The organism is Waltera sp. (assembly GCF_046969025.1).
Classification (GTDB): Bacteria; Bacillota; Clostridia; order Lachnospirales; family Lachnospiraceae; genus Acetatifactor; species Acetatifactor acetigignens.
The window spans coordinates 117,009-143,559 of the sequence record NZ_JBKVQF010000002.1; the positions used below are offsets into that span (position 1 = coordinate 117,009).

The 26,551-nt window shown below is 47.6% G+C and carries 15 protein-coding genes; 1 reads left to right on the forward strand and 14 read right to left on the reverse strand.

Annotation, left to right across the window (positions count from 1 at the left end; translation table 11 throughout):
• Window positions 1–137: 137 nt before the first annotated feature.
• Window positions 138–4,394 carry an acyl-CoA dehydratase activase-related protein gene (locus tag ACLTOH_RS01560; RefSeq protein WP_412223171.1) on the forward strand — a complete coding sequence of 1,419 codons (4,257 nt, stop codon included), beginning with the start codon at window positions 138–140 and terminating at the stop codon, window positions 4,392–4,394.
• A 577-nt stretch (window positions 4,395–4,971) separates the two neighbouring features.
• On the opposite strand, the gene ACLTOH_RS01565 is transcribed toward ACLTOH_RS01560, so the two are convergent.
• The 14 genes from ACLTOH_RS01565 to ACLTOH_RS01630 form a co-directional block, all read right to left on the reverse strand.
• Complete coding sequence (locus ACLTOH_RS01565; protein WP_022313368.1) at window positions 4,972–5,211, reverse strand: hypothetical protein; 240 nt, start codon at window positions 5,209–5,211, stop codon at window positions 4,972–4,974.
• Between the two features lie 233 nt (window positions 5,212–5,444).
• A complete protein-coding gene (locus ACLTOH_RS01570) occupies window positions 5,445–6,647 on the reverse strand; it encodes a MalY/PatB family protein (RefSeq protein ID WP_412223173.1) in 1,203 nt (400 codons plus the stop codon).
• A gap of 225 nt (window positions 6,648–6,872) precedes the next feature.
• Window positions 6,873–8,012, reverse strand: a complete 1,140-nt coding sequence (locus ACLTOH_RS01575) for a trans-sulfuration enzyme family protein (RefSeq protein ID WP_412223176.1) — start codon at window positions 8,010–8,012, stop codon at window positions 6,873–6,875.
• 119 nt (window positions 8,013–8,131) lie between these two features.
• Window positions 8,132–9,025, reverse strand: a complete 894-nt coding sequence (locus tag ACLTOH_RS01580; RefSeq protein WP_412223178.1) for an Rpn family recombination-promoting nuclease/putative transposase — start codon at window positions 9,023–9,025, stop codon at window positions 8,132–8,134.
• Window positions 9,026–9,285: 260 nt separating this feature from the next.
• A complete protein-coding gene (locus ACLTOH_RS01585) occupies window positions 9,286–14,454 on the reverse strand; it encodes a DUF5057 domain-containing protein (RefSeq protein WP_412223179.1) in 5,169 nt (1,722 codons plus the stop codon).
• A complete protein-coding gene (locus ACLTOH_RS01590) occupies window positions 14,451–16,742 on the reverse strand; it encodes a PilW family protein (RefSeq protein ID WP_412223182.1) in 2,292 nt (763 codons plus the stop codon). Before ACLTOH_RS01590 ends, ACLTOH_RS01585 begins: the two co-directional genes overlap by 4 nt.
• 11 nt (window positions 16,743–16,753) lie before the next feature.
• Entirely contained in the window at window positions 16,754–17,335 is a 582-nt protein-coding gene (locus ACLTOH_RS01595) for a Tfp pilus assembly protein FimT/FimU (protein ID WP_412223184.1), read from the reverse strand.
• Window positions 17,313–19,745 carry a hypothetical protein gene (locus ACLTOH_RS01600; RefSeq protein WP_412223185.1) on the reverse strand — a complete coding sequence of 811 codons (2,433 nt, stop codon included), beginning with the start codon at window positions 19,743–19,745 and terminating at the stop codon, window positions 17,313–17,315. The genes ACLTOH_RS01595 and ACLTOH_RS01600 overlap by 23 nt, the downstream gene beginning before the upstream one ends.
• Before the next feature lie 128 nt (window positions 19,746–19,873).
• Window positions 19,874–21,229 (reverse strand): prepilin-type N-terminal cleavage/methylation domain-containing protein, encoded by a 1,356-nt coding sequence (locus ACLTOH_RS01605; RefSeq protein ID WP_412223186.1) that lies wholly within the window; start codon window positions 21,227–21,229, stop codon window positions 19,874–19,876.
• A 175-nt stretch (window positions 21,230–21,404) separates the two neighbouring features.
• Window positions 21,405–22,154: a hypothetical protein gene (locus tag ACLTOH_RS01610; RefSeq protein WP_412195026.1), complete on the reverse strand. Its 750-nt coding sequence runs from the start codon at window positions 22,152–22,154 to the stop codon at window positions 21,405–21,407.
• Window positions 22,155–22,167: 13 nt separating this feature from the next.
• Window positions 22,168–23,865 (reverse strand): pilus assembly protein PilM, encoded by a 1,698-nt coding sequence (gene pilM, locus ACLTOH_RS01615; RefSeq protein WP_412223189.1) that lies wholly within the window; start codon window positions 23,863–23,865, stop codon window positions 22,168–22,170.
• A 106-nt stretch (window positions 23,866–23,971) separates the two neighbouring features.
• Complete coding sequence (locus tag ACLTOH_RS01620; protein WP_412223191.1) at window positions 23,972–24,727, reverse strand: prepilin peptidase; 756 nt, start codon at window positions 24,725–24,727, stop codon at window positions 23,972–23,974.
• Window positions 24,728–24,751: 24 nt separating this feature from the next.
• Complete coding sequence (locus tag ACLTOH_RS01625; RefSeq protein WP_412223193.1) at window positions 24,752–25,186, reverse strand: type II secretion system protein; 435 nt, start codon at window positions 25,184–25,186, stop codon at window positions 24,752–24,754.
• 104 nt (window positions 25,187–25,290) lie between these two features.
• A complete protein-coding gene (locus tag ACLTOH_RS01630) occupies window positions 25,291–26,505 on the reverse strand; it encodes a type II secretion system F family protein (protein WP_412223198.1) in 1,215 nt (404 codons plus the stop codon).
• Between the last annotated feature and the right edge of the window lie 46 nt (window positions 26,506–26,551).

The following is a 26,551-nucleotide window of genomic DNA, read 5'->3' on the forward strand; positions in this document are numbered from 1 at the left end:
TACAAAACTTTAACAACTAAACTCCCCCATTATTCGTTGCATTGTGGTGTTTTTTGTCGTATAATGAGAATGTTTTGTTGATGAAAAAAATGCATTAAATAAGTAGATTTATTTTTATTTCAGGAAGGATGTATCACATGAATTCACAGGAAAAATACGCAACTCTCGGCATAGATATCGGTTCCACCACTGTCAAGATTGCTATTTTGGACGAAGAACACAATATTTTATTTTCCGATTATGAGCGTCACTTCGCCAATATCCGGGAAACACTGTCTGAGCTCCTTAAGAAAGCTTATGACCAGCTGGGAGAATTGCAGCTGCACCCTATGATCACCGGTTCCGGCGGTCTGACACTGGCCAACCACCTCGGCGTTCCCTTTACGCAGGAGGTCGTAGCCGTGGCTACTTCCCTGCAGGAACTGGCTCCAAAGACCGATGTTGCCATCGAGCTGGGCGGTGAGGATGCGAAGATCATCTATTTTGAAGGCGGTAACGTGGAGCAGCGTATGAACGGTATCTGTGCCGGCGGTACCGGTTCCTTCATCGACCAGATGGCCAGTCTGATCCAGACGGACGCTTCGGGCTTAAACGAATATGCGAAAAATTATAAATCCCTCTACACCATCGCTGCCCGCTGTGGTGTATTTGCCAAAACCGATATCCAGCCCCTGATCAACGAAGGTGCTACCAAGGAAGACCTGTCTGCTTCTATTTTCCAGGCAGTGGTGAACCAGACAATTTCCGGTCTGGCCTGTGGTAAGCCGATCCGCGGTCACGTAGCTTTCCTGGGCGGGCCGTTACATTTCCTGTCTGAACTGAAAGCTGCCTTTATCCGTACCTTAAATCTGGATGACGAGCACATCATTGACGTGGACAACTCCCATCTGTTCGCAGCCATCGGTTCCGCACTAAATGCGAAGGAGGAAGTCTGCATCAGTCTGTCTGACATGGTGAAAAAGCTGTCCTCCGACATCAAGATGGAGTTCGAAGTAGAACGTATGGAGCCTCTGTTTGCGGACAAGGCTGCTTATCAGGAATTCGTGGAGCGTCACAGCAAGCATCACGTGACCACCGGAGACTTACAGTCCTATCAGGGCAAGGCTTTCCTGGGTATCGATGCCGGTTCCACCACCACGAAGATCGCTCTGGTAGGTGAAGATGGATCCCTGCTGTACTCTTTCTATTCCAGTAACGACGGAAGCCCCTTGAAGACAGCGATCCGTTCCCTGAAGGAGATCTACTCTCTCCTGCCCGAAGGCGTGGAGATCGTACGCTCCTGTTCCACTGGTTACGGCGAAGCGTTGATGAAAGCTGCTTTTCTGCTGGATGACGGCGAGGTAGAGACCGTGGCCCATTACTATGCCGCTGCTTTCTTTGACCCCAGCGTAGACTGTATCTTAGACATCGGCGGTCAGGATATGAAGTGCATCAAGATTAAAAACCAGACCGTAGACAGCGTACAGCTGAACGAAGCATGTTCCTCCGGCTGTGGCTCCTTTATTGAGACCTTTGCCAAATCCCTGAATTATACCGTGCAGGATTTTGCTCAGGCTGCCCTGTTTGCAGAGCATCCTATCGATCTGGGTACCCGTTGTACCGTATTCATGAACTCCAAGGTAAAGCAGGCACAGAAGGAAGGCGCTTCCGTAGCCGACATCTCCGCAGGACTTGCTTACTCCGTTATCAAGAATGCTTTGTTTAAGGTGATCAAAGTCTCCGATGCTTCTGAGCTTGGTAAAAATATCGTAGTACAGGGCGGTACCTTCTACAACGATGCCGTTCTGCGCAGCTTTGAGAAAATTGCCAACTGCCAGGCCATCCGTCCCGACATCGCCGGTATCATGGGTGCTTTCGGTGCGGCACTGATCGCCAGAGAGCATTACGAGGACGGTTATGTGACCACCATGCTGGATTATCAGAAGATATGCGACCTGCAGTTCGAGACCAGCATGGCGAAATGTAAGGGTTGTACCAACAACTGTCGTCTGACCATCAACAAATTCTCCGGCGGCCGTCAGTTCATCTCCGGCAACCGCTGTGAACGTGGTATCGGCGGTCAGAAGAATGCCCACAATGTACCGAATTTATACGAATACAAATTACATAGACTGTTCTCTTATGAATCTCTGGACGCTGACAAGGCTCCCAGAGGTGTAGTTGGTATCCCCAGAGTGCTGAATATGTACGAGGACTATCCGTTCTGGTTCACCTTCTTCACCGAACTGGGCTACCGCGTTGTGCTCTCTCCCAGCTCCAACCGCAAGATCTACGAGCTTGGCATTGAATCCATCCCCAGTGAATCCGAGTGTTATCCGGCGAAACTGGCTCACGGCCATGTGACCTGGCTGATCCGTCAGGGAATCAAGTTCATCTTCTACCCTGCGCTATTCTATGAGCGCAACGAGTTCGAGGATGCCAACAACCATTACAACTGCCCTATCGTTACTTCTTATTCTGAGAATATCAAGAATAACGTAGAGGAAATCGCCGGCGGTGAGATCACTTTCCGCAATCCGTTCATGTCCTTTAGAGATCTTGGTACCGTGACGGATGCGCTGACGAAGGAATTCACCGAGATTCCCGCCGCAGAGATCGCCGCAGCCTGCGAAAAGGGCTGGAAGGAACTGGCAAATGCCCGTCACGATATGGAGAAAAAGGGCGAAGAAACTCTGGAATACTTACGCAAGACCGGCAAGCGCGGTATCGTGCTGGCAGGCCGTCCCTATCATGTAGACCCGGAGATCAACCACGGTATTCCCGAGTTGATCACCTCCTACGATATGGCAGTACTGACAGAGGATTCCATCTCCCATCTGGCAAAACCGGAACGTCCTTTGATTGTATCCGACCAGTGGATGTACCATTCCAGACTTTACGCTGCCGCAAGCTATGTAAAGACGGTGGAGAATCTCGATCTGATCCAGTTGAATTCCTTCGGCTGCGGTCTGGATGCCGTTACCACCGATCAGGTGAACGATATCCTCTCTGGCTCCGACAAGATCTACACCTGCCTGAAGATCGATGAAGTCAACAACCTGGGTGCGGCCCGTATCCGTATCCGTTCCCTGTTGTCTGCAATCCGTGTCCGTGAAAAGATGGGCAAGCACCGCAACATCCGTTCTTCCGCTATCGAGAAGGTACCGTTTACCGAAGAGATGCGTAAGGACTATACCATCATCTGTCCGCAGATGTCCCCGATCCACTTTGAGATCTTGCAGCCTGCGTTCAATGCTTGCGGTTACAATTTCGTGGTATTGGACAACGATAACAAGCACTCTGTGGATGTTGGTCTGAAATATGTTAACAATGATGCCTGCTATCCTTCCCTGCTGGTAGTAGGTCAGATCATGGAAGCTCTGCTGTCCGGTAAATATGACCTGAACAAGACAGCCATCATCATGAGCCAGACCGGTGGCGGATGCCGTGCGACGAACTATATCGGCTTCATCCGTCGTGCCTTGAAGAAAGCAGACATGGAGCAGATTCCCGTTATCTCCCTGAACCTGGCAGGTATCGAGAGCAATCCCGGCTTCCATCTGAATGCGGATCTGCTGTTACGTGCCGCTGTGGGTGCAGAATTTGGTGACATCTTCATGCGTTGTGTCTACCGGATGCGTCCTTATGAAGCAACTCCGGGTTCCGTGGATGCCCTGCACAAAGAATGGCTTGCGAAGGTACAGAAATTTGTCTCCGCGAAGCATATCAGCATTCCGAAGTTCCGCAAGATGTGTGTGCAGATCATCCGTGATTTCGATGCGATTCCGGTACTGGATATCAAGAAGCCCCGTGTCGGCGTGGTCGGTGAGATTCTGGTGAAATTCTCTCCTGCCGGCAACAATCACCTGGTGGAGCTGTTAGAGAGTGAGGGTGCGGAAGCTGTAGTTCCCGACCTGCTAGACTTCATGCTGTACTGCTTCTACAACCAGATCTACAAAGCAGAGCACTTAGGCACCAGCAAAAAGACCGCGAAGATCTCCGCACTGGGCATCTGGGCCATCGAACATATCCTGCGTGGTTCTGCCGTGAAGGCTTTTGAAGAAAGTAAGTATTTTGATCCGCCTACCAGCATTTACAAGATCGTCTCCTATGCGGAACCGATCGTATCCATCGGCAACCAGACCGGTGAGGGGTGGTTTTTAACCGGTGAGATGGTGGAACTGATCAAGGAAGGCGTACCGAACATCGTATGTACCCAGCCCTTCGGCTGCCTGCCGAACCACGTCGTAGGCAAGGGCGTTATCAAGGCCCTGCGGAAGGCATATCCTTCCTCCAACATCGTAGCCATCGACTACGATCCCGGTGCCAGCGAAGTCAACCAGCTCAACCGAATCAAACTCATGCTCTCCACCGCCCAGAAGAATCTGAAGAAGGGCGAAGGAAGCGCGGAATAAAACATTTATAGTCTGAAACCACTGCCCGCGGCAAGGGATTCCATTGGAATTCCATGCCGTGGGTGTTTTGTATTCAGATCTCTTTTCCCAAACAAACATCTTTTCAGAATCTCCCCTGTCATGTTATAATGCACTCAGATATGCTTGTGCCTTCAAAAGTGCCCGCTCTATTGCTTATCTGCATGTCCCACAATGTTCATTTATCTCCATTTTCGCTAAAGCTGTTTTCCGGCTATTTTAGTACAAAATTTCTCATATTTTTTCTTTTTTTGTATCTATTTTACCCTTTTTCTTTATTTTGATACAATCATCCCTTTTTCCACTTGAAAATTAGACTTTTTTGTATTTTTTTCTGGTATTTTATCCTATTTACACCAAACCATTTTGAAAGGAGTTTTTTATGATTCAGAATTTAGACACTCGCCTTAATAAATTACATGATTGGCGATAACCAAACGGGCACAAAAAAAGACCGGGCGTGTATCGGCCTCCAGTCATTAGATTGATTCTGTTTCTAACTTTTGGGCGGTACAGCTCCGGTTCTTTAAGGTGAGCAAGCTCTCTTTCACCTGCAATCTCACGATGCATTTGCGCTGCGGTTCTCAATGTATTGTTGCAAGACTTCGGTGACTTCCTCCGGTGCCAGGCCGGCATCCTCGATCAGGTCACTTACTGCCTCCAGTTCTTTGCGCCTCTTCTGCTCATATAATTCTTCCAGTTCCCGTTCCTCGGATTCAATGCGGATATTCAGCGCATTGATCAACTCCTGTTTTGCCTGGATCTTTTCCTCCAGGGATTTTCTCTGTCCTCTTGGCATATACTGTGTGCTCCTTTCCTTATGGCAATACTATCGAAAAGGCCATTCACCAGGGATCACAAGCGTAGCATAAGCTGCCGTGATCAGTCATGAATGGCCTGATATGTTACAGTATATGGACAACATTGTAAAAATATACCATATGTCTGTTAATATTATACCGCTATAATTTTTGTCCTATCGGAACAAGCGTCCACAGATATTTTTCTTTGCTCACATCAAATCTGTCGGACCTAGCCCAGGTTGTCTACTGCCGCCTTCAGCTTGTCCAGTGCAAGCTCTAGAGTTGCTCTGGGGCAGGCAATATTCACTCGCTGGAAGTCTGCTCCACTGGGTCCGAACATTGCTCCGCCATCCAGCCAGAGTCCCGCTTTCTCTACGATAAACTGATCCAGTTCCTTGCCGGAAATCCCAAGTTCACTGCAATCCAGCCATACCAGATAAGTACCTTCCGGCTCTACCAGATGAATCTGCGGAAGCTTCTCCTGCAGATATGCTCGCAGGAAATTCAGATTCTCAAGCAAATAAGCTCTCAACTGATCCAGCCACTCCTGTCCGCCACGATATGCAGCCTCGCAGGCTACCGCTCCCAACGCATTCGGCTCATCGTATCCGGTCTTGTCGATTTCCTTCTGGAATGCTTCCCGCAATGTCTCATTTGAGATAAAAATATTGGAAATCTGTAAGCCTGCCAGATTGAAGGTCTTACTGGGTGCGGTGCAGGTCACGGTGAACTCCGTAAAACGGGGATCCACATTGGCAAACACCGTATGCTCAAATCCGGGATATACAAAATCATTGTGAATTTCATCACTGACTACGATCACATGATGGCGCAGGCAGATCTCTCCCAGCTGCTGCAGTTCCTCTCTGGTCCATACTCTGCCCACCGGGTTATGAGGGTTGCACAGAATAAACAGTTTTATATGTTCCTGCTCAAGCTTCCGCTCAAAATCTTCAAAATCAATCCGGTATCCGTTATCTCCACTCTGTCCGACCGTGTTCTCATAGATTAATGTATTGTCTACTACTCTCCGGTCATTGTCACGGATAATATTAGTAAACGGATAATACACCGGATTCTGAATCAATATAGCATCTCCCGGATCAGTAAATGCTTTCACCGCTGCGCCCAGAGCAAATACCACGCCGGGAGTCTTCACGATCCACTCCCTCTTTGTTTCCCATTGATGATTTTTCTTCATCCAATTCATGATAGCATTGTAATAGTGATCCTTGGGCTGCGTATAGCCGTAGATTCCATGCTCCACTGCTGCGTGAAGGCTCTTTGTGATTTCTTCGGATACCTGAAAATCCATATCCGCAACCCACAGGGGAAGTACCTCTGCTGGCTTTCCCCGCTCCACAGCAAAATCATATTTCAGGCAGTTTGTTCCCTTACGATTTATAATTTTATCAAAATTGTATGTAGTCATACAGCTAACCATACCTTTCTCAAAATCTGCAAATTTCCAGGCACTTCCGTCCCATACAGACCATATTCCACGTTAATTTACTACATAATCCTTTTATCAGTCATCATACCATTTCTTCCATTGGAAAGCACCCTGCACATCTTATCCCGATGCTTTCCGGTGCGTCATCCTGTGGAAACCTTCAACGTAGCTGGCTGAATTACTATGTATACCAATCAACCCCTCTCAGGCAAAAGCCTGCACCAGGTCTGCCAGCAGGTCATCGATATTCTCAATACCAACGGACATTCTCAGAAGCTTCTCGTCCACTCCAAGGGTCTCTCTGACCTCTACGGGTACATCTGCATGGGTCTGCTTCATGGGATAGGTCAGAAGACTTTCCACGCCACCCAGACTTTCTGCAAAACGAATCAGCTTTACGCTCTCCAAAATTTTAACAGCTTTCTCCGCAGAATTCAATCGGAAAGAAATCATTCCGCCATAGCCGCTGCACTGTCTGTCAATCAGCTCCTTATCCGGTCTGGAATCCAGTCCGATATAATAGACTTCTTCCACTTCCGGTCTCTGTTCCAGCCAGTGTGCGATGGCCAGAGCATTCTTCTGGTGCTGTTCCATGCGGACTGCCAGTGTCTTGATACCGCGGAGTAACAACCAGCTGTCAATCGCAGACAGACAGGCTCCTGTAGTCTTGTAGATATTATAGAGCTGGTCATACAGAGCATTATCCTTCACCACCAGAAAACCGGACAAAGTATCATTATGTCCTTCCAGATATTTGGTTCCACTGTGTACCACGATATCAGCTCCTAATGTCAACGGCTTCTGGAAATAAGGAGACAGAAATGTGTTATCCACGATCAACAGGCATCCATTCTCATGCGCAAGATCTGCAATTGCCTGAATATCCGCTACTTTCATCATCGGATTGGACGGTGTCTCCAGATAGATAGCTTTTGTCTCCGGGCGCAACGCCGCTTTCACGGTCCCCACATTTGAAGTATCCACACAATCTACCGATATTCCGTTCTTATGGCTGATCGTGTTCCACAGTCTCAACGTACCGCCGTACAGATCATCGGTAGCGATCAGATGATCTCCGGGAGAAAAGATTTCCATCATTGCAGTGATTGCCGCCATTCCCGTAGAAAATGCCAGTGCCTCTGTTCCCTGTTCCAACAGAGCAACCGTCTTCTGCACTTCGTCTCTGGTGGGGTTGCTGCAGCGGGAATAATCATATCCCGTACTCTTCCCCAGTCCCGGATGCGCATACGCCGCATTCTGATAAATGGGCATGCTGATGGCGCCGAACGGATCCTTTCTCTCATTACTTCCCTGGACACATATGGTCTCTGCTGCAAATGCCATCTTTTTATCCTCCTATGTCTATGTATACTATATTATTCCCTTTATATTTCCTACTGTTCCAATAGGTATAGTATATATTTATCATAGTACATAGAAAAAGTCAAGTTTCTATTCCATATTTACCAATAAAGTTTCATTTCTTTCTCAGCTTCCTGCTCTGAGATATTCAGTTTCAGTCTCACCTTTTGTAAAGTTTCTTCATAACTGGTATTAAAATCCTTGCACATTATAATAATCCCTTGCGCAACTCCCTGAGAAATCCCCTGCGAAATTCCCTGTGCAATCCCTTTTCTTGTATACTGATCAAATAATTCACACACCCTGATCTCATCCTCCTCTTTGATTCCCATTTCTTTTAATGCATCTCCGGTATCATCAACATTTGTATCTCCGGATAATACCCGTAGCATCTTAACTGTTGCTTCTTTATGAATCACTTTCCGGTCCGACCGATAGCCATCTCCCTCTGCAAGATAATCCACGATGATTCTCATATCACTTTGAAAAAGCTCTCGTATTTCTCTGGGTAAATGACGCATTTCCCAAACATGAAGTTGTACATCATCTACATACTTCCATATAATATCTGCAGTCGCCCCTTCTTCATCAAATAACCGGTGCAAACTGCATACCCCTTTCCACCTGCTCTTTCCCCAGTATAACACTATTTCTATCACAGGATATAGGCTCGGATTTTGTTTTTCATATTGTCTGCGGTATTCTCCACCTGCATACCCGGCCTTGCGCAATACCATGCCCTTATCCACCTTTGTCTGATTGGCAAATAAATACAATACCTTAGGCACCCCATTTACCACATGGTACTTTGCTACATCTTCCAATTGATTTCGCAATCCATTTTCTTTATCCAAGTAAAGACTCTCAGTAGCCGCCGACAACATTTCATAATCTTTAACCTTTCTTCTCCCTTCATGTAACAGAACATTAATTATGTCCGCCGCCACATCCGCATAGCTTTCAAAATTTTTCGTCACAATATCGTTTGTTTCCAATAGTTTCCTCCCTGTCCGATTGTTCTGTCAATCCATGAATTCGCGGCGATCCGCCATCGACTGCATCTACGCATTAAAACTTTTTCAGAATATTGCCTATATAGACTTTCTTAAGATGTGATTACTATAGCATACATATATTGATTCTGCAAGAAAATCCCGCCCAAAAACTCTCACAAAAACAAGGCTGCGGAAATTGGTTATTTTCCACAGCCCTGCTTTTTGTGCAATTTGTCTTTTCTGTTTTGAGTGCAAATTCTTTAATCCAGGTCAAACAGTTCCGCTGCGCTGACGGTCAGGCTCTTAACAGCACCTTCGGTCCGCTTGGATCCGTTGTCGTAAACGGTCGTAGCACGGATATAGATGGTGGCTGCATCCTGGTCGTTGAGTGTCATCTTGCCGCTGCCGGAGAACAACCCCATCTCCGATGCAGGGAATGCCAGCGTGTATACACCGTCACTGGTCACGGAATAATACGACGTACCTGTGACATAATAATCCTTTCCACCTTCCGTAAAGTGATTGTCTCCGCCGGCAATCACATGTGCTCCCACTTCCGCTTTGGCAGAATTTGTCACTGTAAGTCCGGTCAGAGGCTTCACCTTCAGTGTGCCCTTGCCGTATGCGATCTCCATAGCATCCGCATCCGTGGACTCCTTGAAGAACTCTACCCGGATCTCCGTTGCCGAAGACAGGATGTTGTAATCGGTAGCCTTGAAATCCACCTGAATCTTATTGCTGCGATCCAGGATCATCTTGTTGGCAGCATCATACATCATATATACGGAGTCAATGGTGTTGCCGTTGTCATCCCGGAAAAATACGGAAGGTGCCTTGGTTCCGGCATTGTAAGCTGCTACCATGGTGTTCACAAACAGCTTCTTCTCCGCCATTCCTGTAGGCTCCGTATGTCCCGCACCGGAATACGTGACATTGCCCATGCTGTAAATATAATAGTTATTTACCACATCTTTGGGGCTGACATTATACAGGTTCACACCATTGTCATTGCCCCGTCCGTTGTTCCTCTCAGTCTGTGTCTTTCTGATCTTGGCATTGTCGGACAGGTCAGACAGACAATACCATACCACAATATCATTTTTGCCGTCTCCATCCTTATCCAGCTCCATGTTCGGCTGCAGCCACTGATAATGTGTTGCCGCCACTGTCAGAGTCTGCTGTTCTTCTGTAGTGATCTGATAAGGATAATTAGTGATCTGTCCCTGATTTACCTGCGTAACGATCATATCAGGACCGGCACCGTCTCCGAATTCCTTGTAATCTCCCAACACCGTGATCTGCCCCTGAGAGTTCGTCGTCTTATCCATACCCTGATAAAACAGAGAATTGCGAATCGGAAAATAGAAACTCGTATAAGACGTTCCCTTCCGCAGGATCGCATTGATCCGATTCTGCACATAACGGACTGTCGTATATTTGGTCGTGCCCTCGATATTTCCGACCGTCTGATCACTGCTCCGGTCCGTTCCCGGCTTCCATGCCGTATCGTAATTGTACTGCGTGTCCAGAATATTGTAATAAGCATCATAACGCTTTCTCTGGGCATCGGATAAACTGGAATTGTTCCTCTGGTCATCATAATATTCCAGCAACGCACCATAACGATCCAGCCCTACCGCCGCACGCATGGTCTTGTTGAACTCGTAGCCCCAGTACCAGCCTTTACCGCTACCGGCCTTACTGTTGATATAAGAACTGCTGTCATGGGTAAACAGGACACTCTTACCATCTTCGATATAATCACGGATGGCTTCGGATACTGCCATGTTCTTCAGGCTCTGATCCTTGCTTCCGAACTGATAGTTGTCTCCGAATCCCAGGATCAGCATATCGTACTGCTGGAAAGTATTGTATGCCGCATTGTAATAAGCCTCAGACTTCTGTTCATCGGTCTTAAGCTTTTTCAACTGATCGTCTGAAATCAATCCGTTGATAAAAGTTGAAGTCTTCACGGAATCAATAGATACATTAAATTCCCGGATACCGCTTAACAGTGACTTTACATCACTGTCACTTTCCAGATCCCACAGTGTCTTGTCATTAGATGCTTTTCTGTCGGACATCAGCTGCAATACCTGAATATCCACTCTGGAACCTCTGTCCACTGCCGTATAACCGGACACTGCGGTTCTCACCAGTGCATCAGAATTATCAAAGAAGATCATCTTCCAGGGCAATACTCCCTGATAATCATCCGGCAGCACTCTGACTACCTTATAGGTATATCCGGTGCGCAGCTCGTAATGGCCACTGTCATTCTTCGCCACTTCCTTCCATTCCTGCCCGGATCTGACATACAGATTCAGTCCGGAAAGCTCCTCCGTGGAGGAAAGTGTCTGCCCGATCACATCGGAACCGGAAAAGCGACCGTCGGAGTTCTTATCAATATACAGCTTGCAATCATACGTCGTGCTCACCTGGGAGGCAGCCGCATCATTGGACAGAGCAAAAATATACTGCAGATAGAACTTACCGTCCGTCATCTTCAGGAACGCATCGTTGATACCGTCCCCGTTGTAATGCAGCTCTGTAGGAATATAATCTTCCCCAAGATTTTTCACCCATTCGATCTGCAGTTTGGACAGATTCAGATGGTTGCCAAAGCTTCTCTGTCTCTCTTCTCTGGCCGCCTTCTGCTCCGTTGTCTCCCGGGCTGCAGTCGTCAGCTGGCTCTCCGCAAAGACATTCTCCTGCCAGTATTTGTAATTGCCGCTTTCATCCGTGGACAAGGCAAACTGTATCAACTGGTAAAAATAGGAACTTTTGTCCACTGTTGCCGTATTGGCACTCACCTTACCGTCAATTCCCGTCAGAAGTGCATCCGCAAATACTACCGGATACCCGGCGGAAATATACTGCTCGAACTCCTTTTCTCTGGTGGAGTTCATATCGTTTCCGGGTCCCCGATACTGATTGGAAGTGTGACTTAAAGAATCATCCTTCAGACGGTTCTTGTTATCATCCGATTCATCCTTATAATCATACAGATCCCCGATATGCGTATAGATCAGCCCATTCATGGACCTGTCATTGTAAACGGTCTGATTGTTTTTCACATTCATGGTTCCGGTGCGGGCACCCACATAGATCATATCATATCGATCGTTGAGATCCTCTATCTTGCCAATGAACTCTGCGGAAGCCATCTGGGTAATGGAAATACTTCCACCGTAACTGCTCTGCCCCAGAAATCCTTTCACGGAATCTGCAGATAAAGCTCCGGTTCCGAAATCATAACAGGGCTCCAGATCCAATACCGCAAGGCTGTCCTTTACCTGGCTTCTGTGCAGATACCAGTTCATAATATATCTGGTGATGGAAGCTTTGCTGATCTCTTCATTCAAAGTGACCGCCGTGGCATTTTCCTGTGTGATCAGAAAATTCTCGTAGCGGATCTCTTTCAGGACATCCGTGTAGATCCATGCTCTTGTCGTATCTGACTTCAGATCCGTCAGATAATCCTCTGCCGCATAAGCTTTGGAACTGTCGTTGTTCAGGTATACATTTTCGTTCAGGTATTCCTTCAAGGTATCCAACGTCAGGGTATCCGCATTTGCCGCCTGCATTGCAGACGCATAGGATCTGATATTTCCCTCTGCCGCGCTTTTCAGCGTATCGACACTTACATTTTCCCAATAGGAATCTCCCTGACTTGCGATTGCGTTTGCCACATTGTCATCCGACACCTGCAGCAGAGTCAATGCCAGTTTCGTCAACACTTCATTGCTCTGGGTGCTGTTCTTGGCATAAAAATTATAATCCATGATCACCGGCACTCTGGCTGCAGCGGTTCTGATCCCGCTGTCGTCCACGCCAAATGCCAGCTTTGCGATCACGGTTGCCGCAGAGACCATATTGGACGGCTCTGCCCCGTAATTTCCCTGACCGGAAAAATAGAACAGATCCACATCTGCCAGATCAATTCCACAATAAGAATCCTCCGCTGTAATGGAAGCATCTGCCAGATCAGCCAGTTCCTGCAGGGTAAGTGTTGTCACTTCGATCTTCAGTGTATCGATATCGTCTCCGGTGGCTGTACCACTCTCATAACGACTGGTACCGGACAGATTCAGGACATTTTTCTTGAACCATTCTTTGTTGTAGAAACCGCCGTTATAGGCAATAGTCTCCGTAGCATCCTCTCTGTCATCCCCTACAAAATCATAGCTGTTGGCGGTGTCAAAGCCCGCTTCCCCCTTGTAAGTAACCTGAAGGGAACCCGGTGTCACCATAGTGTAGCTGCCGGCCTCATCCTTACGATAGGTATCGATCAGACGGTAATCACCGTTTTTGTCACTTACTGTCATTGCAGATACATAATAGTCGCCGTTATCATTTGCTGTGAAATCCACAAGATAGGCACTGGCTATGGTCTCAAATGTATATGCCTTCGAAACATCATCCCATTTTGCCAAAAGCTGTGCGCTATCCGGCTGTGCATGATCCAGGATGTAGAGATTCTGGGTAATATCTCCGGCAGAATAGGCTGCTATCGCATCTCCTCCGGATGTCGTGCGTGCCTGCACAACAGTACCTGCATCATTTCCGGATACCCCCCTGGACGTAGTCTTTAATCCATCTGGCAGTGCCGCATCGGTACCGTATACAATCTGTCCGAGATAGGTATAAACGGCAGTCTCACCCGTACCTATCTTCTGATAGATTGTCCTGTCCACATAATCTTTTGCCTGAAAACTCGTTTTATCAATAGCGGCCAGATCCGTCTCCGAAATTGCATATAAGCCCTGCGCATATCCCCTGGCGCTGTCTGAACCATTGATAATCGTAGTCTCCAGTCCGTTGCTTCCTCCGGTAGATCTATGGGAAAATACCGGAGTCACGCTTTTGGCATCCCGGTTACTGTCTCCAGCGGCCTCCAATGCACTGTATCGGTTATAACGTTCTCCTGCTGCTACCGTCTCCCCATTGGCAATCTCACGATAGATCGCATCGATCTGTTGGTAATTGTATCTGCCGGATCCGTCCTGTCGGAATACAAAGCGTCCTCTTACGTCCTCGGTTCTGGAAGCTCCGGTGCTTTCGCTGTAGGCAGAAAAAGTAACCGGACCTGTCGTCGGAAACTTTGCAGCATCCAGACTGTCCATAGCTGTCTGACGCTCTGTGGCGGACGGCATCTCGGAAAGCTTTCTGCCCTCAGATACCGGCTCCTCGCCGCCTGCCAGATAGCCGATCGTGGCATTTTCCTTCGACGGAACGATCTCCAGAATATGGAAAGTACCGTCAGAAGAAGCTACCGTATCCTGTACCAGTTTTTCAATACCCGGAAGGGTTCTTTCCTGCGCACTGACCTCCATAGAGCCATAGCTCTGACCGACTCCGACGGCCAAAGCTATGGTGAGGATTCCTGCTATATACTTTTTTGAATTGCGTTTCCAATTCATGGTCATTTATTATCCTTCCATTCCCACCACTCCGGATTCTTCTCTACTTCCAGTAAAAGATTTCTCTTATGATCCGGATATCGTTCATCATAAATGGTCATAATTAAATAATCATTTTCTTCATGTGCGCCAATATCAAACTGTACCTGCGAAAAAGAAAGATGCATATTATCAATTTCTGCAAATTTCGTGTTGGAATCCAACGGAAGTTCTCCCTGGAAATATCCTGCCAGTTTTGCTGCTCTATGTCCTTTCTCTCTTCCAGACTCAAAACCATACGCATGCAGATCATAACGATTCGTCCAGGTAGGTCTCAGCACCGTAATCACATGCTGATCATTGGCAAATAAGATATCCACTACCGGCACCAGTATTACCGTTTCGGCCACTAATGTGGAATCATCCAGGCTCCATGCCTGAAGCTTCAGACGATATTCGGTATCCCAGGAAATATAGCTAAGTGCTCTTATCTCTGTAGATTCTCCCGTATTTTCTGTTGTCAGATAGCCTTCCTGATGAACATTATCATATGCTCCGTCATAGACTTCAAAACCGACCTGATATGATTTTTGTATTCCGTTCCATACCTTGAAATCATTATTCAGCTCACTGGGAATATCTGCAAATCTCCAATTTACTTCCCCTTTATAATTTCGAATCTCGCAATTAATTTTTCCATTACGGTTTAATACAAACTGACTGGAGTAAATATACGGTTCCTTCGCGTTTACAACCGTCTTCAGGGGAGGGATTGTAATATCGATTTCCCTGGTAATCTTAATATCTACTGATAAAGCTATCACCGCACGTACACGTACTACCGTATCCGTCATATTTCCACATTCCAGTTCTGCCTGGAACTGTCGACCATCAGAATCTGTCAAACCGGTTATTTTGTAATTATTGGCATAATCATCTACCACACTCCACTCAATCTGTGGATAACCATTTCTGTAATCCGCCCAGGACGGCAGACATTCAATCAATGCCTTATAACCGATCTTTTCCGTACTTCCTTCGGTAAAATCATATGTGGTCAGATTCCTGGCAATCAGTGTTGCATCATATTTTCCGTCAATGTTGGTATAGGGTAATACCGATACCTTTGTGGATGCAGACATTCCGGGATCCGCCACGGAAGTACAGGTTACCTGTAGCACAAGTGTTCCGGTCGGCTCATATCTGTCAGCCGTCAAAAGACCGCTCCCATTTATCGTGGTTCCTGCCTTAAGTCCAGTTGCGTCCACTCTTGCCACGCTCCAGGTCACCCCGGCATTTTTAGCCTCTTCTGTTCCTTCCATAGTATAAGAGTACTGCAGGCTGTCCCCCTGAATCACCGAAGCATCTTTTGGTTCTATATCCAGAGAATCCACCATATGCTTTTGTACCGTTACGGTAGCCGTTGCCGCTATAGTAGGATCCGCTACGGCGGTACAGGTTACTGTCAGAATATTCTCTGCTATGGTCTCATCCGCTGCCACACTCAGTTTACCGTTACCGCTGATGGTGCTCTTACATGCGCTGCCATCCTGATAACTTACGGCCCAGGTCACGCCCTGAGCAATGGCTTCCTCGTCTCCGGTGATCTCGTAATCGAAGACGAAAGTCTGTCCCTGTTTCAGATCTGCGTGCTCGGGAATGATGCGGATGCCGCTGATCCAGGAATAGATGCTGGACGGCTCGGAGCTCAGATCATTTCTCAGCTTGATGGTCTCGGAAATATCATAGGACTTGTCCTGATAGGTAAAGGTCATGTTCAGAACGACTTTTCGCTTATCCAGTTCACTGAGATCCACGCTGAAACTGCTGACATGCTCTGCCATCAGTGCAGGCTTAGCCGCGTCAAAATCTCCTACCACAAGTTTGCCCTCGGCATCCTTGCTATTTATCACCTCATAAAGATACACCTGATTGGCATCGGCGTAATCCGCTCCGGCCCCCCCCTGCCAGCGGATCATATAGCTGTTGTCATTATTGATCAGACGCAGTTCGCTGACGCTGGCATTGGTTACCTCCAAGCCGTTGACATCCTTCGCCACATTGCCGTCCATATCCACAGCCTTCTGATCCGTCAGATTGGAAAAGCTGATACCCTTCTCCACATCTATGATCAGATCGATCATCTGGTTGGCGGTCAGCTGGGCTTCTTCCTGCAGGGTCAGTTCCTTGTTCCCCCGCATATAGGAATTGTTGCCGGCGATCACGAATGCGCCCACCGCGCCAGCTACTATGGTCATGATAGCAAGAGATACGATGATCTCTACCAGAGTAAATCCTTTCTTACCTATACCCATGGTCAACCTCCTTACTTCGTCAGGATCTTGCCGGTCTTGCCGACCGTTGTGATTTCTATGGTTCTCGTTCCGTTGCTTACGACGATTTTCTGACAGTACTCCTTCAATACACTGCCTGCGATACAGGTATTCTTCTCAAAGGCCCCGGATGCACGGTTAAACACCAGATGCAGCCCATTTGAAGATGAAACATAAGGTAACAGGCTGTCGGATCCCTTCAGTTCCGTCAGGGAATATCCCGTGGAATATCCCGTGGAATCTCCCTCAAAATATACCTTTATATCAATAGGTTCTTTTCCCAGTACCCTGTTGGATACCTCCACATCTCCCTGCCGGATCTGTGCCGTATATTCCTTGGTCGTATCATTATAGCTGATAACGCACTCCACCTGATTCTGTTCTTTTCCCAGTGTCAGTACTCTGGTCCGCTCCAGTGTTGTCACAATTTCGTCCGCACATTTCCGGACTTTCCTGCCGGTCAGGGATGTAATGGATGTGGCCATCACACCCACCAGCACCGCCATGATCGCAATGACAATGATCAGCTCCACCAGGGAAAAACCACTGTTGTTATTCTTTCTGCCAGTTTTCATAAACTATCAAATCTCCCAGATTTATATCACTGTTCTTATAGGACTTACCGTTACTGCTCAGGTAACCGTCTCCGCCATTTAAAAAATCTACCACATGATATTCCTGTGTCTTACCGGCAGCATCTACGATCGTTCTGGAATAGGTCAGGGCATGAAGCACCGCATCCCGGTCAGGTTCCACATTGACATTCTGATCCAGTGTGATCGTTCCGCCGGACAGGATCGTTCCGTGGAATTCCTTTGTCACTTTGACATCTCCGGTAGCAATGATCAGTCCACTGAACTCGCCGAATCCGGCTTCCGGATAGGTATAATCACCCTTTACAATAACTGCCTTATATCCCTGCTCCGCAAGGCTTCCTGTGGTATTGCCGAAATATTTTGACTCCACCTTATTTCCGGTACTGCCGTTTAATACAGCATGGAAGGTCGTTATCTCCCCTTCATTTACCAGATTAGTATAAGCATTGGCTGCATCCGTCTTCTCCGAAGGAAGCAGCTGCTCATAGACATCGATCATCTTCTTGGACAATGCCTGGAATTTCAACTGATCCGATGCCAGCAATGCCTGATATCCTGCATTGGCACCATCACTGGTCAGTGTGGCATCCAACAGCTTCTCCTGACTTCCCGCAGCCGCACTGCTGTCATACATGGCCACATTGCCTGCCAGATGCATGATGTACGCTCCGTTCTGCTGTCCACGCACCTGAATGGCTTTGGTATACAGACCGGTATAGGCTTCCATGGTCTGCTGGTTGGCACCGTAATAATCCTGAAAATACCGGTTGGCATTGGCTCTCGCGGTATCAGAGGTGCTGTCAAAGCTTACATAATAATACACCAGCGTGATCTTGCTGTTGATCCGCTTGAAAATCTTCTGGATATTGTTCTGGGTCAGTCCGTACTCGGCCAGCGTATAACCATTCAGGGTAGCGGACGGAATATTCAATGCCACTTCCGTTACATCCGCCTGGTCCCTGATCTTGTCCTTATACTGCTCCAACGTGATCGGGTTGCTGGCACCGTTTAACACGGTCTTGCCGGAAGCATCCACGCCGATACACTGCGCCGGAACGAGGTAAGCCAGCTGGTCACTCTTCACAGCGATAGACTGTCCCATCATCACATCCTGTACTCCGGTGTTGCTCACACCATCCTCACTGGTAATTCCATCCTTGGCTTTCGTCAGAGAAATGTAAGAATTTCCCGCCAGCGTAAGATTCTTCAATTCATTCAGATAGATCTCCGTATCCGTGCCGTTGACCAGAATGGCGCTGCTGTCCACGCCCTTTCCATTACCGAAGCCGATATACTGTCCGGCATATTCTCCGTCGATCTGTGCTCCGGCGGTAAATACATTCCGTTCCCCGGTCATCCTGAGGTCTCCGGCCACATATACGTTGTTTCCCTGGAAGCTCAACGTTCCGTTGCTTCCCGTATTGCCCGGAATCCCTCCGTTCATGGCAATGGAACCGGCCCATACTTCACCGTACTGATCTGTGGTAAGTGTGGCTCCTTCTCCCAGATATAAGTCGGAAGCCATCACCATACGCTTGTCTTCGTTTTCATTGCCGGTGGTCTCTTTCCATTCCACCGTCACACCGTTGCCCTTGCCGGACTCTTCGCTGCCCACGATAAAACGTTCCGCATAAAAGCTGCCGCCAATGACATTTTTACTGATCAGCGTGGAATCAGAAGGAAGTGCCTGAATATTCTCCTGTGCCACCATGGAGATTCCCGTAATAGAAGGCAGCGTCACTGCCTGTGCAAAATCCATATCCGGCATCTTCACCCGGATATCGGTCTGGATCACGGACACATAGCCATCGGTATCCGTATAAGTCACTTTCAGACCGCAGAAGGAAAGTCCGTCGGTGTACAACTGAAAACGTCCGGTAGGAATATCCGTGGTCTCCACTCTCTCCTTGTTGCCCGTCACCGGATCCGTTGTCATTACATATACCTTCAGACTGCCGCTGCTGTCCAGAGCCATCCGGTACACTACTTCCCCGGAGTCATTCAATGTCTCTAGCACCGTCCCCCTCTTTATCTCCGAAGACAGGCTGTTGAACAGCTTGGTCAGATCATAGTTGTTGATATTCATACTTCCTGTCACTGCATAATAATCCTGCATATCCTTCAGGAAATAATATCTCAGTTTGTTCTGCTTCTCCTCTGCGGAGGTTGCCTCATAATTTTTCAGGACCAGTTCATAGGCACTTCCGACAGAAGCGGACACCCGCTCTCCCATAGCCGTCCGGATCTCATCCAGCACAGTCTCTGCGGAGTAAAAGTTGTCCTTCGCCTTGAGATTGTTCACCTTCATCTGATAGTTCAGCAGTGACATATACATCAAAACACTGGCTAAAATGCCAATAAAGGCCATGGCAATGATCACAACGACCATTGCTGAGCCCTTATTGTCCGTTCGTCTGTGGAATTGTCTTACCCTTGAAAATATTTTGGGATTTCTTCCGCATATCTTCATTTTTCTCGTCTTCCTTCCGGTATCTTCTCTGTCCTGTGCCTGACGGATCACTCGATCACGGTTCCCGTCATGGTAAGCACAGGGGACTGTACACCGATCGTATCCCTGCTGTACACCTGTACCCGCATGTCATAGATACGGTTGCGTCGCTCCGTCGGTGTCAGACCGCCGTCCGCACCCATAATATCCTTCGCCACATCTCCGGTAGCATTTCCTGCCGTACCGGACACGCTGAGATCATTGAAAATGTATTCCGTATTGCTGCGGTCTATCAGATTCGTCCGCAGTCTGCAGGCGGAATCAATGCTGGCTCCGGCAGAGGACATCCAGCCCGGCCAGGTCTCCCGCAGTTCAAATGCCGCTTTGTAATTGTTGTCCCAGGAGGAATACGGGTTAAAGCCGGTACTCTCATCCGCAAAACTGTCTATTCTCTCCGCTGACGGAGTCTGCTCCACCAGGAACAGATTCGTCTGTACATTCTTCGGGTTGTTCACGATCACTTTATCGACTGCAGAAGTCACTATGCTCTGGGTAGCCTCCACTCTGGGCTGCAAGCACACAATAATATTGGCCAGCTGGGAAATGATCTCCTCACTGTCCACCGGGTTCCCGCTCTCCTTCTCCTTCTTAAGCTCCGCTGCTTTGGCTCTTACCGCCTCTTCATTGGAAAAGATCACATAATCCGAGCCGTTCTGGGGATAATCTCCGCTGATGCCCGTAAGGATAGCGGAATTACAATGATAGACTGTGGAGGCCGTCACCAGATACACATCTGTCTCTACACTCTCTCCGTCTCCCAGATCCAGTAAAATGCGGCTGCTGTCTATGGAGATTTCGATGGTCTTGGTAGTATTCCTGGCAATCTCCATAACGTCTCTGCCGCCGGAATACGCTTCAAAATAACCGTAAGCCTCCTGTGCGGCATCTTCCGATTCGGAATATACCGCATTCAGATTGCCTGCCAGGTTCTGGATATTTACAATATCCTTCTCATTCAGTGCCGTGTAACCGTTAGGATCCAGTGTTACTACCACATCATAGATGCCGGAAGTCGTCTTCTCATCCCGGAAGGTATATTGCCAGATACCATCTTCTGCTGCGCCGTCTCCGTCCACATCCAGAGAAGCATCCTTCTGCACGCTGTTAGTAAAGCCGGTAGGGGTTGCCGCCTCATAGGTGTCTGCCATCTCCTCCAGTGTATGTGCCTCGAACTGCTCCATGACATCCTCTGCGATGGCCGTGGCATGCATGGTGTTGCGGGACTTGGCATTGGTTCTGGCAGAAGTCACAAAGCTGTGCAAAAGCGGCACAACGATGATCGCCAGGATCACGATGGCAATCAGCAGTTCAATCAGAGAAAAGCCTTCGTTATTCAGTTGTCTTCTCTCCGTGTACTCCTTCATGTGAGGCATCCTCCCTGCTCTGACTAATACCGTTTTCTCCGCACTCCGTGCTCCCGAAACCGGACAACCATTCGCACTCCGGACTATCGTCCTTCCTGCTCATGGTTGTTTGATTTGCTAATCATAGCAGTATCCTGCCTGCAAGCAGTCGTATACTGCTATGATTGCAAATCTATTATTCCACGTTTCCGAAAATAGTGTCTACGCCCATCTGCATATCCGGGATGTAAGGTGAACTGTATACCTTATCGGTTCCCAGCAGATAATAGGTGTTCATGGTCATGTTGCCGGTGAGCATTCCGTCGGTCTCGTTGTAGCTGATGCTGACGCCCTGGATGCTCTCGCGTTCCTGCTGATTGTAAATGTATCTTACCAGTCCCTTGAAATCGTCATAGGTGCAGGAAATGCTGATGCTCAGGGGTACCTCATACATATGGGTATCTGCATAAGCAGTACCGTCCGTAGATACCGGACTTGTAGATGCCGTTGTAGTTGTTGCCGCAGCATCTGTTGTTGTCGTATCCGTGGCAGCTGTTGCATCCGCAGTCGTCGTTGCCGCATCCGCTGCAGGAGTATACACCACCTCTGCTTCGGAACCGAATGCAATATTTGCCACCTCGGTACGAGTATAATCTTCCAATGTCTTTACCATCATAATGCTGTCTTCCGGTAAGATATCTGCCGGGAAGCGGTTCTCAAAATTCGTGATATAGGACTGCATCTTCCCGGTTGCTTCAATGTAGTCCGCCTTACGCTGATCTAATATCTCCAGCGTTGCCACCTGGGATGATAACGTTACATTCTGTGCCTCAAGGGCATCTGATTTTTCATTAAAACTGGAATATACCAGAAAATAAGTACACACAGCAATAAGAACACCGATCACTGCGATCAAAAGCTGAATTTCACTCTTTTTAACCTTCATCTTCCGCTGCCTCCTACTGTGCTGTCTGGGTGTCGGCCTGTGCCTCACCGCTCTCTTCGGTCTCATCCGTCAGCTCCTTATAGCTTCCGGTAATGGAAAAAGTCACTATGGACGTGCCGGTCTCATCCTTGCTGTCCGTAATATTGCTGATCTCTACATCATCAATGCTCTGCATGTTGCGGATATTCAGAATCGTACGGGCTGCCGCTGCTTTCCCTTCCACCGTCACTGACATGCTGATGCCGGTCTGGTCGGAGCTGAAGCTGTTGGTATAGAAGCTGTCCGGCAGGATCTGTTCCAGTTCATTGATGAACTCCACCAGATTCTCATTGGGAGTCTGGGTATAAGCATACAAATATGTGTATTTATCATACTGGGCTTCTGCCGCCAGATAATCGTTGTATACTGCCTGTGCCGGCTGCAACTCCTGTACCCGGTTCTGCAGATACACATTCTGCGCCACATTTCCCAGATATCTGGTCACAGAGGTGGCTGCCATGGCGATGGACAGGATCACGCCCAACACCAGTACCGCCACACTGACGAAGGTATAATTCGTGCCGCTGACCACGGTCAGTCCCTTGGATTTCTGGGTGCTCTTGTCAATCAGTCCCACAGGGGCGAGCACCGCACCCAGACAGGAAATATAGGCTGCGGGTCTGGTGGAACGGATGGCCTTGCTCATGCCGATCTTGTCATCCATCTCGGACAGGGTATGTACCTTGCGCTCCAGACAGTTGGTGAACAGCTTGCTCATGCCGCTGAAGCTGCCGCCCAGACCGGTAACATAGGACTTTTCAATGGGATTTTCACTGTTCCTGGAATCATAGAAGTCAATGACACGGCTCACACCCACGATCAGAGGCTCCAGGGAAGCGGTGATCTTCTGTCTCGCTTCCGTGACTTCCACATTACCGGCATCCTCGTCTTCCCAGCGTCCGGCATTTTCTTCCCAGACCTTATCTCCCTGATGCAGTACTCTGTTCAGGCAGGTCTTCTTCTGGAAACGCTCTACCGCACTCATGGGATCGTTCACGGCATAGGCTCCGGAAGCGATCATAGTATCAATAGCATCCTGCACACCGTAAGCCACCGTTCTCTGTAATAACACCTTACCGGCGGAAAGCACGGTCACAATGGTGCTGTTCTCATCGATTTTGATGACCATAGTAACTTTTTCGGACTTCTCATCGCGGAGAATCTGGTATAAGCTGTTGCTGCTGTAGTCGAAACACTCGATCTCCCAGCCGCACATCTGTGCCAACTGATAATAGCTGTTTAAAAGAGCCTTGGGTACGGCCAGAGCCATGACACGAAGCTTGCCATTCTCTGCCAGACCGCCTGCCAGATAATGTCCGATCTCATATTGGGTCAGATCCACCGGGAAATAGTCACTGGCATTGGTCTTCACCAGTGCCTCGATCTTGTTCGCCTTGACATTGGGAATCTGTACCTCACGGCTTGCCACTCTGGTAGAAGAAATGGTAAACAGCACTTTCTTCGTACGGATGCCGTTCGTTCCCAGTGCATTCACCAGATGGTCTGCGTACTCCTGTGTGGGCTGCAACATACCATCTACCACAATGCCTTCCGGTGTCTCCACCGTCAATACCTTGTAGACCTTCGGCTTCTTCACCTTATAGTCCATCTCGCAGATCTTCGTAAAAGAGTTGCCGATCTCAATACTCAATACGCGATTGTTCATTGCCATATTTCTACCCTTCCTCTTCCCGATATTTATTGTATTTCAAAAGCCTTCCGCCATCGCGGAATCTTTGAAGAACTTTCTGAAATCATGTTCGAAATGCGGATATCTTTTATAAGTAAAAATGCAGATACCACTGTAAGAATTCATTTCCCCAGAGGACGGCGATTGCCACCCCTGCAGAAAGATACGGTCCCATGGCGAGGACATGTCCTTCGCCGCTTACTTTCATACGGATCAGATGGATCACGGAACCGATGATACATCCCAGTAAAAATGCGAAAATAATCAATTTCCAGCCGAGCAACAGTCCGCAGACTGCCATCAGCTTCACATCTCCGCCACCGATGGCTCTGCCTCCGGTAACATAATACAATAGAAGCAAAAATACACTGACACACAGGAAGCCGATCAGGAAGTCCAACCACTGTGTATAGTGGAAAGCTCCGTGGATCAGCCCCAGTGCCAGTATAAATAAGTTAAATCCCACAGGGATCTCATATGTTCTGAAATCAATCACACTTAAAGCAAGAAGTGCACTAAACAACAAGCAGTAGACTAGGGAATCCACGCTCATCCCATATTTCCAGAATACGATCAGGTACAGCACTCCGTTCAGTGCCTCGATGACGGGGTACTGAACGGAGATATGTGCCTTGCATTTCCTACATTTGCCTCCCAGTACCAGGTAGCTGAACAGTGGTACGAGGTCGTACCACTTCAGCTGGTAACCGCAGTTCATGCAGTGAGACCTGGTCGTTACAATATTCTCTTTTTTCGGGATACGGTAGATCAACACATTGATGAAGCTACCGATCACGATTCCATAAAGGAATACGACTATGTAGAGAAGGATTGTTGGAAGCATGTCAGGTGCCTTTCAAAATAATAATTATAAGCCAAGTGCCGCTGCAAAATCAGTATTAGTACTGCTAAATGTAGGTACTCCATCAGTTACTGTTACTACTAAATCTGCATTCGTATATTTTGTACTCTTAAATTTAATTCCGGTAATATCTACAGACGCTGCAGCCAAAGCTTTGTCAATATTGCAATTAGCAGTAATAGTTGCACCAGTGCTTGCAAAAGTAACTGTACCTGTTGCTAATCTATCAGCTGTAGCAACAGTATCATCCGTAGCATAAACCTGAATTGCACTAATAACAGCCTGTGCATTGTCAATGTCTGCTGATTCTCTGGATCTCTCAACATACTTGATGTACTGTGGTGCCAATACGCCTACTAATACTGCCATAATAGCAATAACGATGATCAGCTCTACCAGGGAGAAACCTTTGTTTGTTAAGCTCTTCTGTTTCTTGTTCATAATAACATTCTCCTTTTTATGTGTTTTCTAATTTCAGGGTAGTAAGTTTTCCGCCCCATTTATTAATTATCGTTCTGTCCCTACACAGAACGGATAATTCTTTTTTACATAGAATCCAGTGCCTCATACATATTCATCATAGGCATCATGCATGCAGCTATCAGTCCACCAACTACAACCGCCAATACAATAATAATCATAGGTTCCAACGCTGCCATAACCGACTGTACTGCCATTTCCACTTCTTCTTCATAATAATCAGCCAGCTTATCTAGCATTTCCTCTGTATTACCAGATTCTTCACCAATACGAATCATCTGATATACCATTGGAGGAAACATTCCACTTTCTTGCAATGGTCTAGACAGTGGCATACCAATAGTGATTTCTTCTTTTGCATCCTGTAATGCTTCTTTAAAGTAAACATTGCTCATGACACCCGATACAATATCTACTGCTTCAATCAGTGGAACTCCTGCACCCAACAGGGTACTTAAAGTTCTCGCCATCATAGATGACGCAGATTTTGTAATTAACTTACTAAATATAGGAATTTTTAAAGCAATTTTTCCAAAAAAATGCTTTCCTGCATTCGTACCTGCAAACGCTCTAATTCCAAACACTATAGCCGCAACAACTGGTATAATAATAAACCAATAATTAATAATGCCGTGACTCAATGTTACATAGAATTTAGTAATTGCTGGGAGTTCTCCGCCTATTTGAGAAAACATGTCTTCATAAGACGGAATAACCTTTACTAACATTACAATCGTAACAATAATCGCAACAATGCATACTGCAATAGGATAAATCATTGCTTTTTTTACCATTGCCTGTGTCTTATGGGACTTTTCCAGCTGTACTGCAATTCTTTCTAATGCAATCTCCAGACTACCGGATGCTTCACCGGCAGCCACCATATTCACCATGATCCCCGGGAATACCTTCGGGTGCTCTGCCAGGGAGTCTGCCAGGGTCTCACCCTTTTCCACGCTGATGCGGACTTCCTTCAGTGCATCCTGCAATCTCTTGTTCTCTGTCTGCTCGCAGAGCATTTTCAGGGATTCGAGGATGCTGACGCCCGCTTTGGTCATGCTGACGAACTGGCGGCACATGACGCTTAGATCCCTGGCCTTGGGCCATCCGCCGATCTGGATGTCGATGTCTTTCGTCAGGAAGCTCTGTTCTCCCAGATCGATAACGGTCAGCTCCTGCCTTCTCAGTTCTGCCATTGCCAGATCTTTGTTATCCGCTTCCAAACTTCCCTTTACTTCTTTTCCAGCCTTTGTGATGGCTCTGTAGCCATAGGTCGCCATGTGCCTTCCCTCCAATGCGTCTCTATCTTTAACTTTCTCCCTAACC

What these genes read in the sequence shown, in the direction of transcription:
- ACLTOH_RS01560 (WP_412223171.1), top strand. Translation starts at nt 138, where the DNA reads ATGAATTCACAGGAAAAATACGCAACTCTCGGCATAGATATCGGTTCC.
- ACLTOH_RS01565 (WP_022313368.1), bottom strand. Translation starts at nt 5,211, where the DNA reads ATGCCAAGAGGACAGAGAAAATCCCTGGAGGAAAAGATCCAGGCAAAA.
- ACLTOH_RS01570 (WP_412223173.1), bottom strand. Translation starts at nt 6,647, where the DNA reads ATGACTACATACAATTTTGATAAAATTATAAATCGTAAGGGAACAAAC.
- ACLTOH_RS01575 (WP_412223176.1), bottom strand. Translation starts at nt 8,012, where the DNA reads ATGGCATTTGCAGCAGAGACCATATGTGTCCAGGGAAGTAATGAGAGA.
- ACLTOH_RS01585 (WP_412223179.1), bottom strand. Translation starts at nt 14,454, where the DNA reads ATGACCATGAATTGGAAACGCAATTCAAAAAAGTATATAGCAGGAATC.
- ACLTOH_RS01590 (WP_412223182.1), bottom strand. Translation starts at nt 16,742, where the DNA reads ATGGGTATAGGTAAGAAAGGATTTACTCTGGTAGAGATCATCGTATCT.
- ACLTOH_RS01595 (WP_412223184.1), bottom strand. Translation starts at nt 17,335, where the DNA reads ATGAAAACTGGCAGAAAGAATAACAACAGTGGTTTTTCCCTGGTGGAG.
- ACLTOH_RS01600 (WP_412223185.1), bottom strand. Translation starts at nt 19,745, where the DNA reads ATGGTCGTTGTGATCATTGCCATGGCCTTTATTGGCATTTTAGCCAGT.
- ACLTOH_RS01605 (WP_412223186.1), bottom strand. Translation starts at nt 21,229, where the DNA reads ATGAAGGAGTACACGGAGAGAAGACAACTGAATAACGAAGGCTTTTCT.
- ACLTOH_RS01610 (WP_412195026.1), bottom strand. Translation starts at nt 22,154, where the DNA reads ATGAAGGTTAAAAAGAGTGAAATTCAGCTTTTGATCGCAGTGATCGGT.
- pilM (WP_412223189.1), bottom strand. Translation starts at nt 23,865, where the DNA reads ATGGCAATGAACAATCGCGTATTGAGTATTGAGATCGGCAACTCTTTT.
- ACLTOH_RS01620 (WP_412223191.1), bottom strand. Translation starts at nt 24,727, where the DNA reads ATGCTTCCAACAATCCTTCTCTACATAGTCGTATTCCTTTATGGAATC.
- ACLTOH_RS01625 (WP_412223193.1), bottom strand. Translation starts at nt 25,186, where the DNA reads ATGAACAAGAAACAGAAGAGCTTAACAAACAAAGGTTTCTCCCTGGTA.
- ACLTOH_RS01630 (WP_412223198.1), bottom strand. Translation starts at nt 26,505, where the DNA reads ATGGCGACCTATGGCTACAGAGCCATCACAAAGGCTGGAAAAGAAGTA.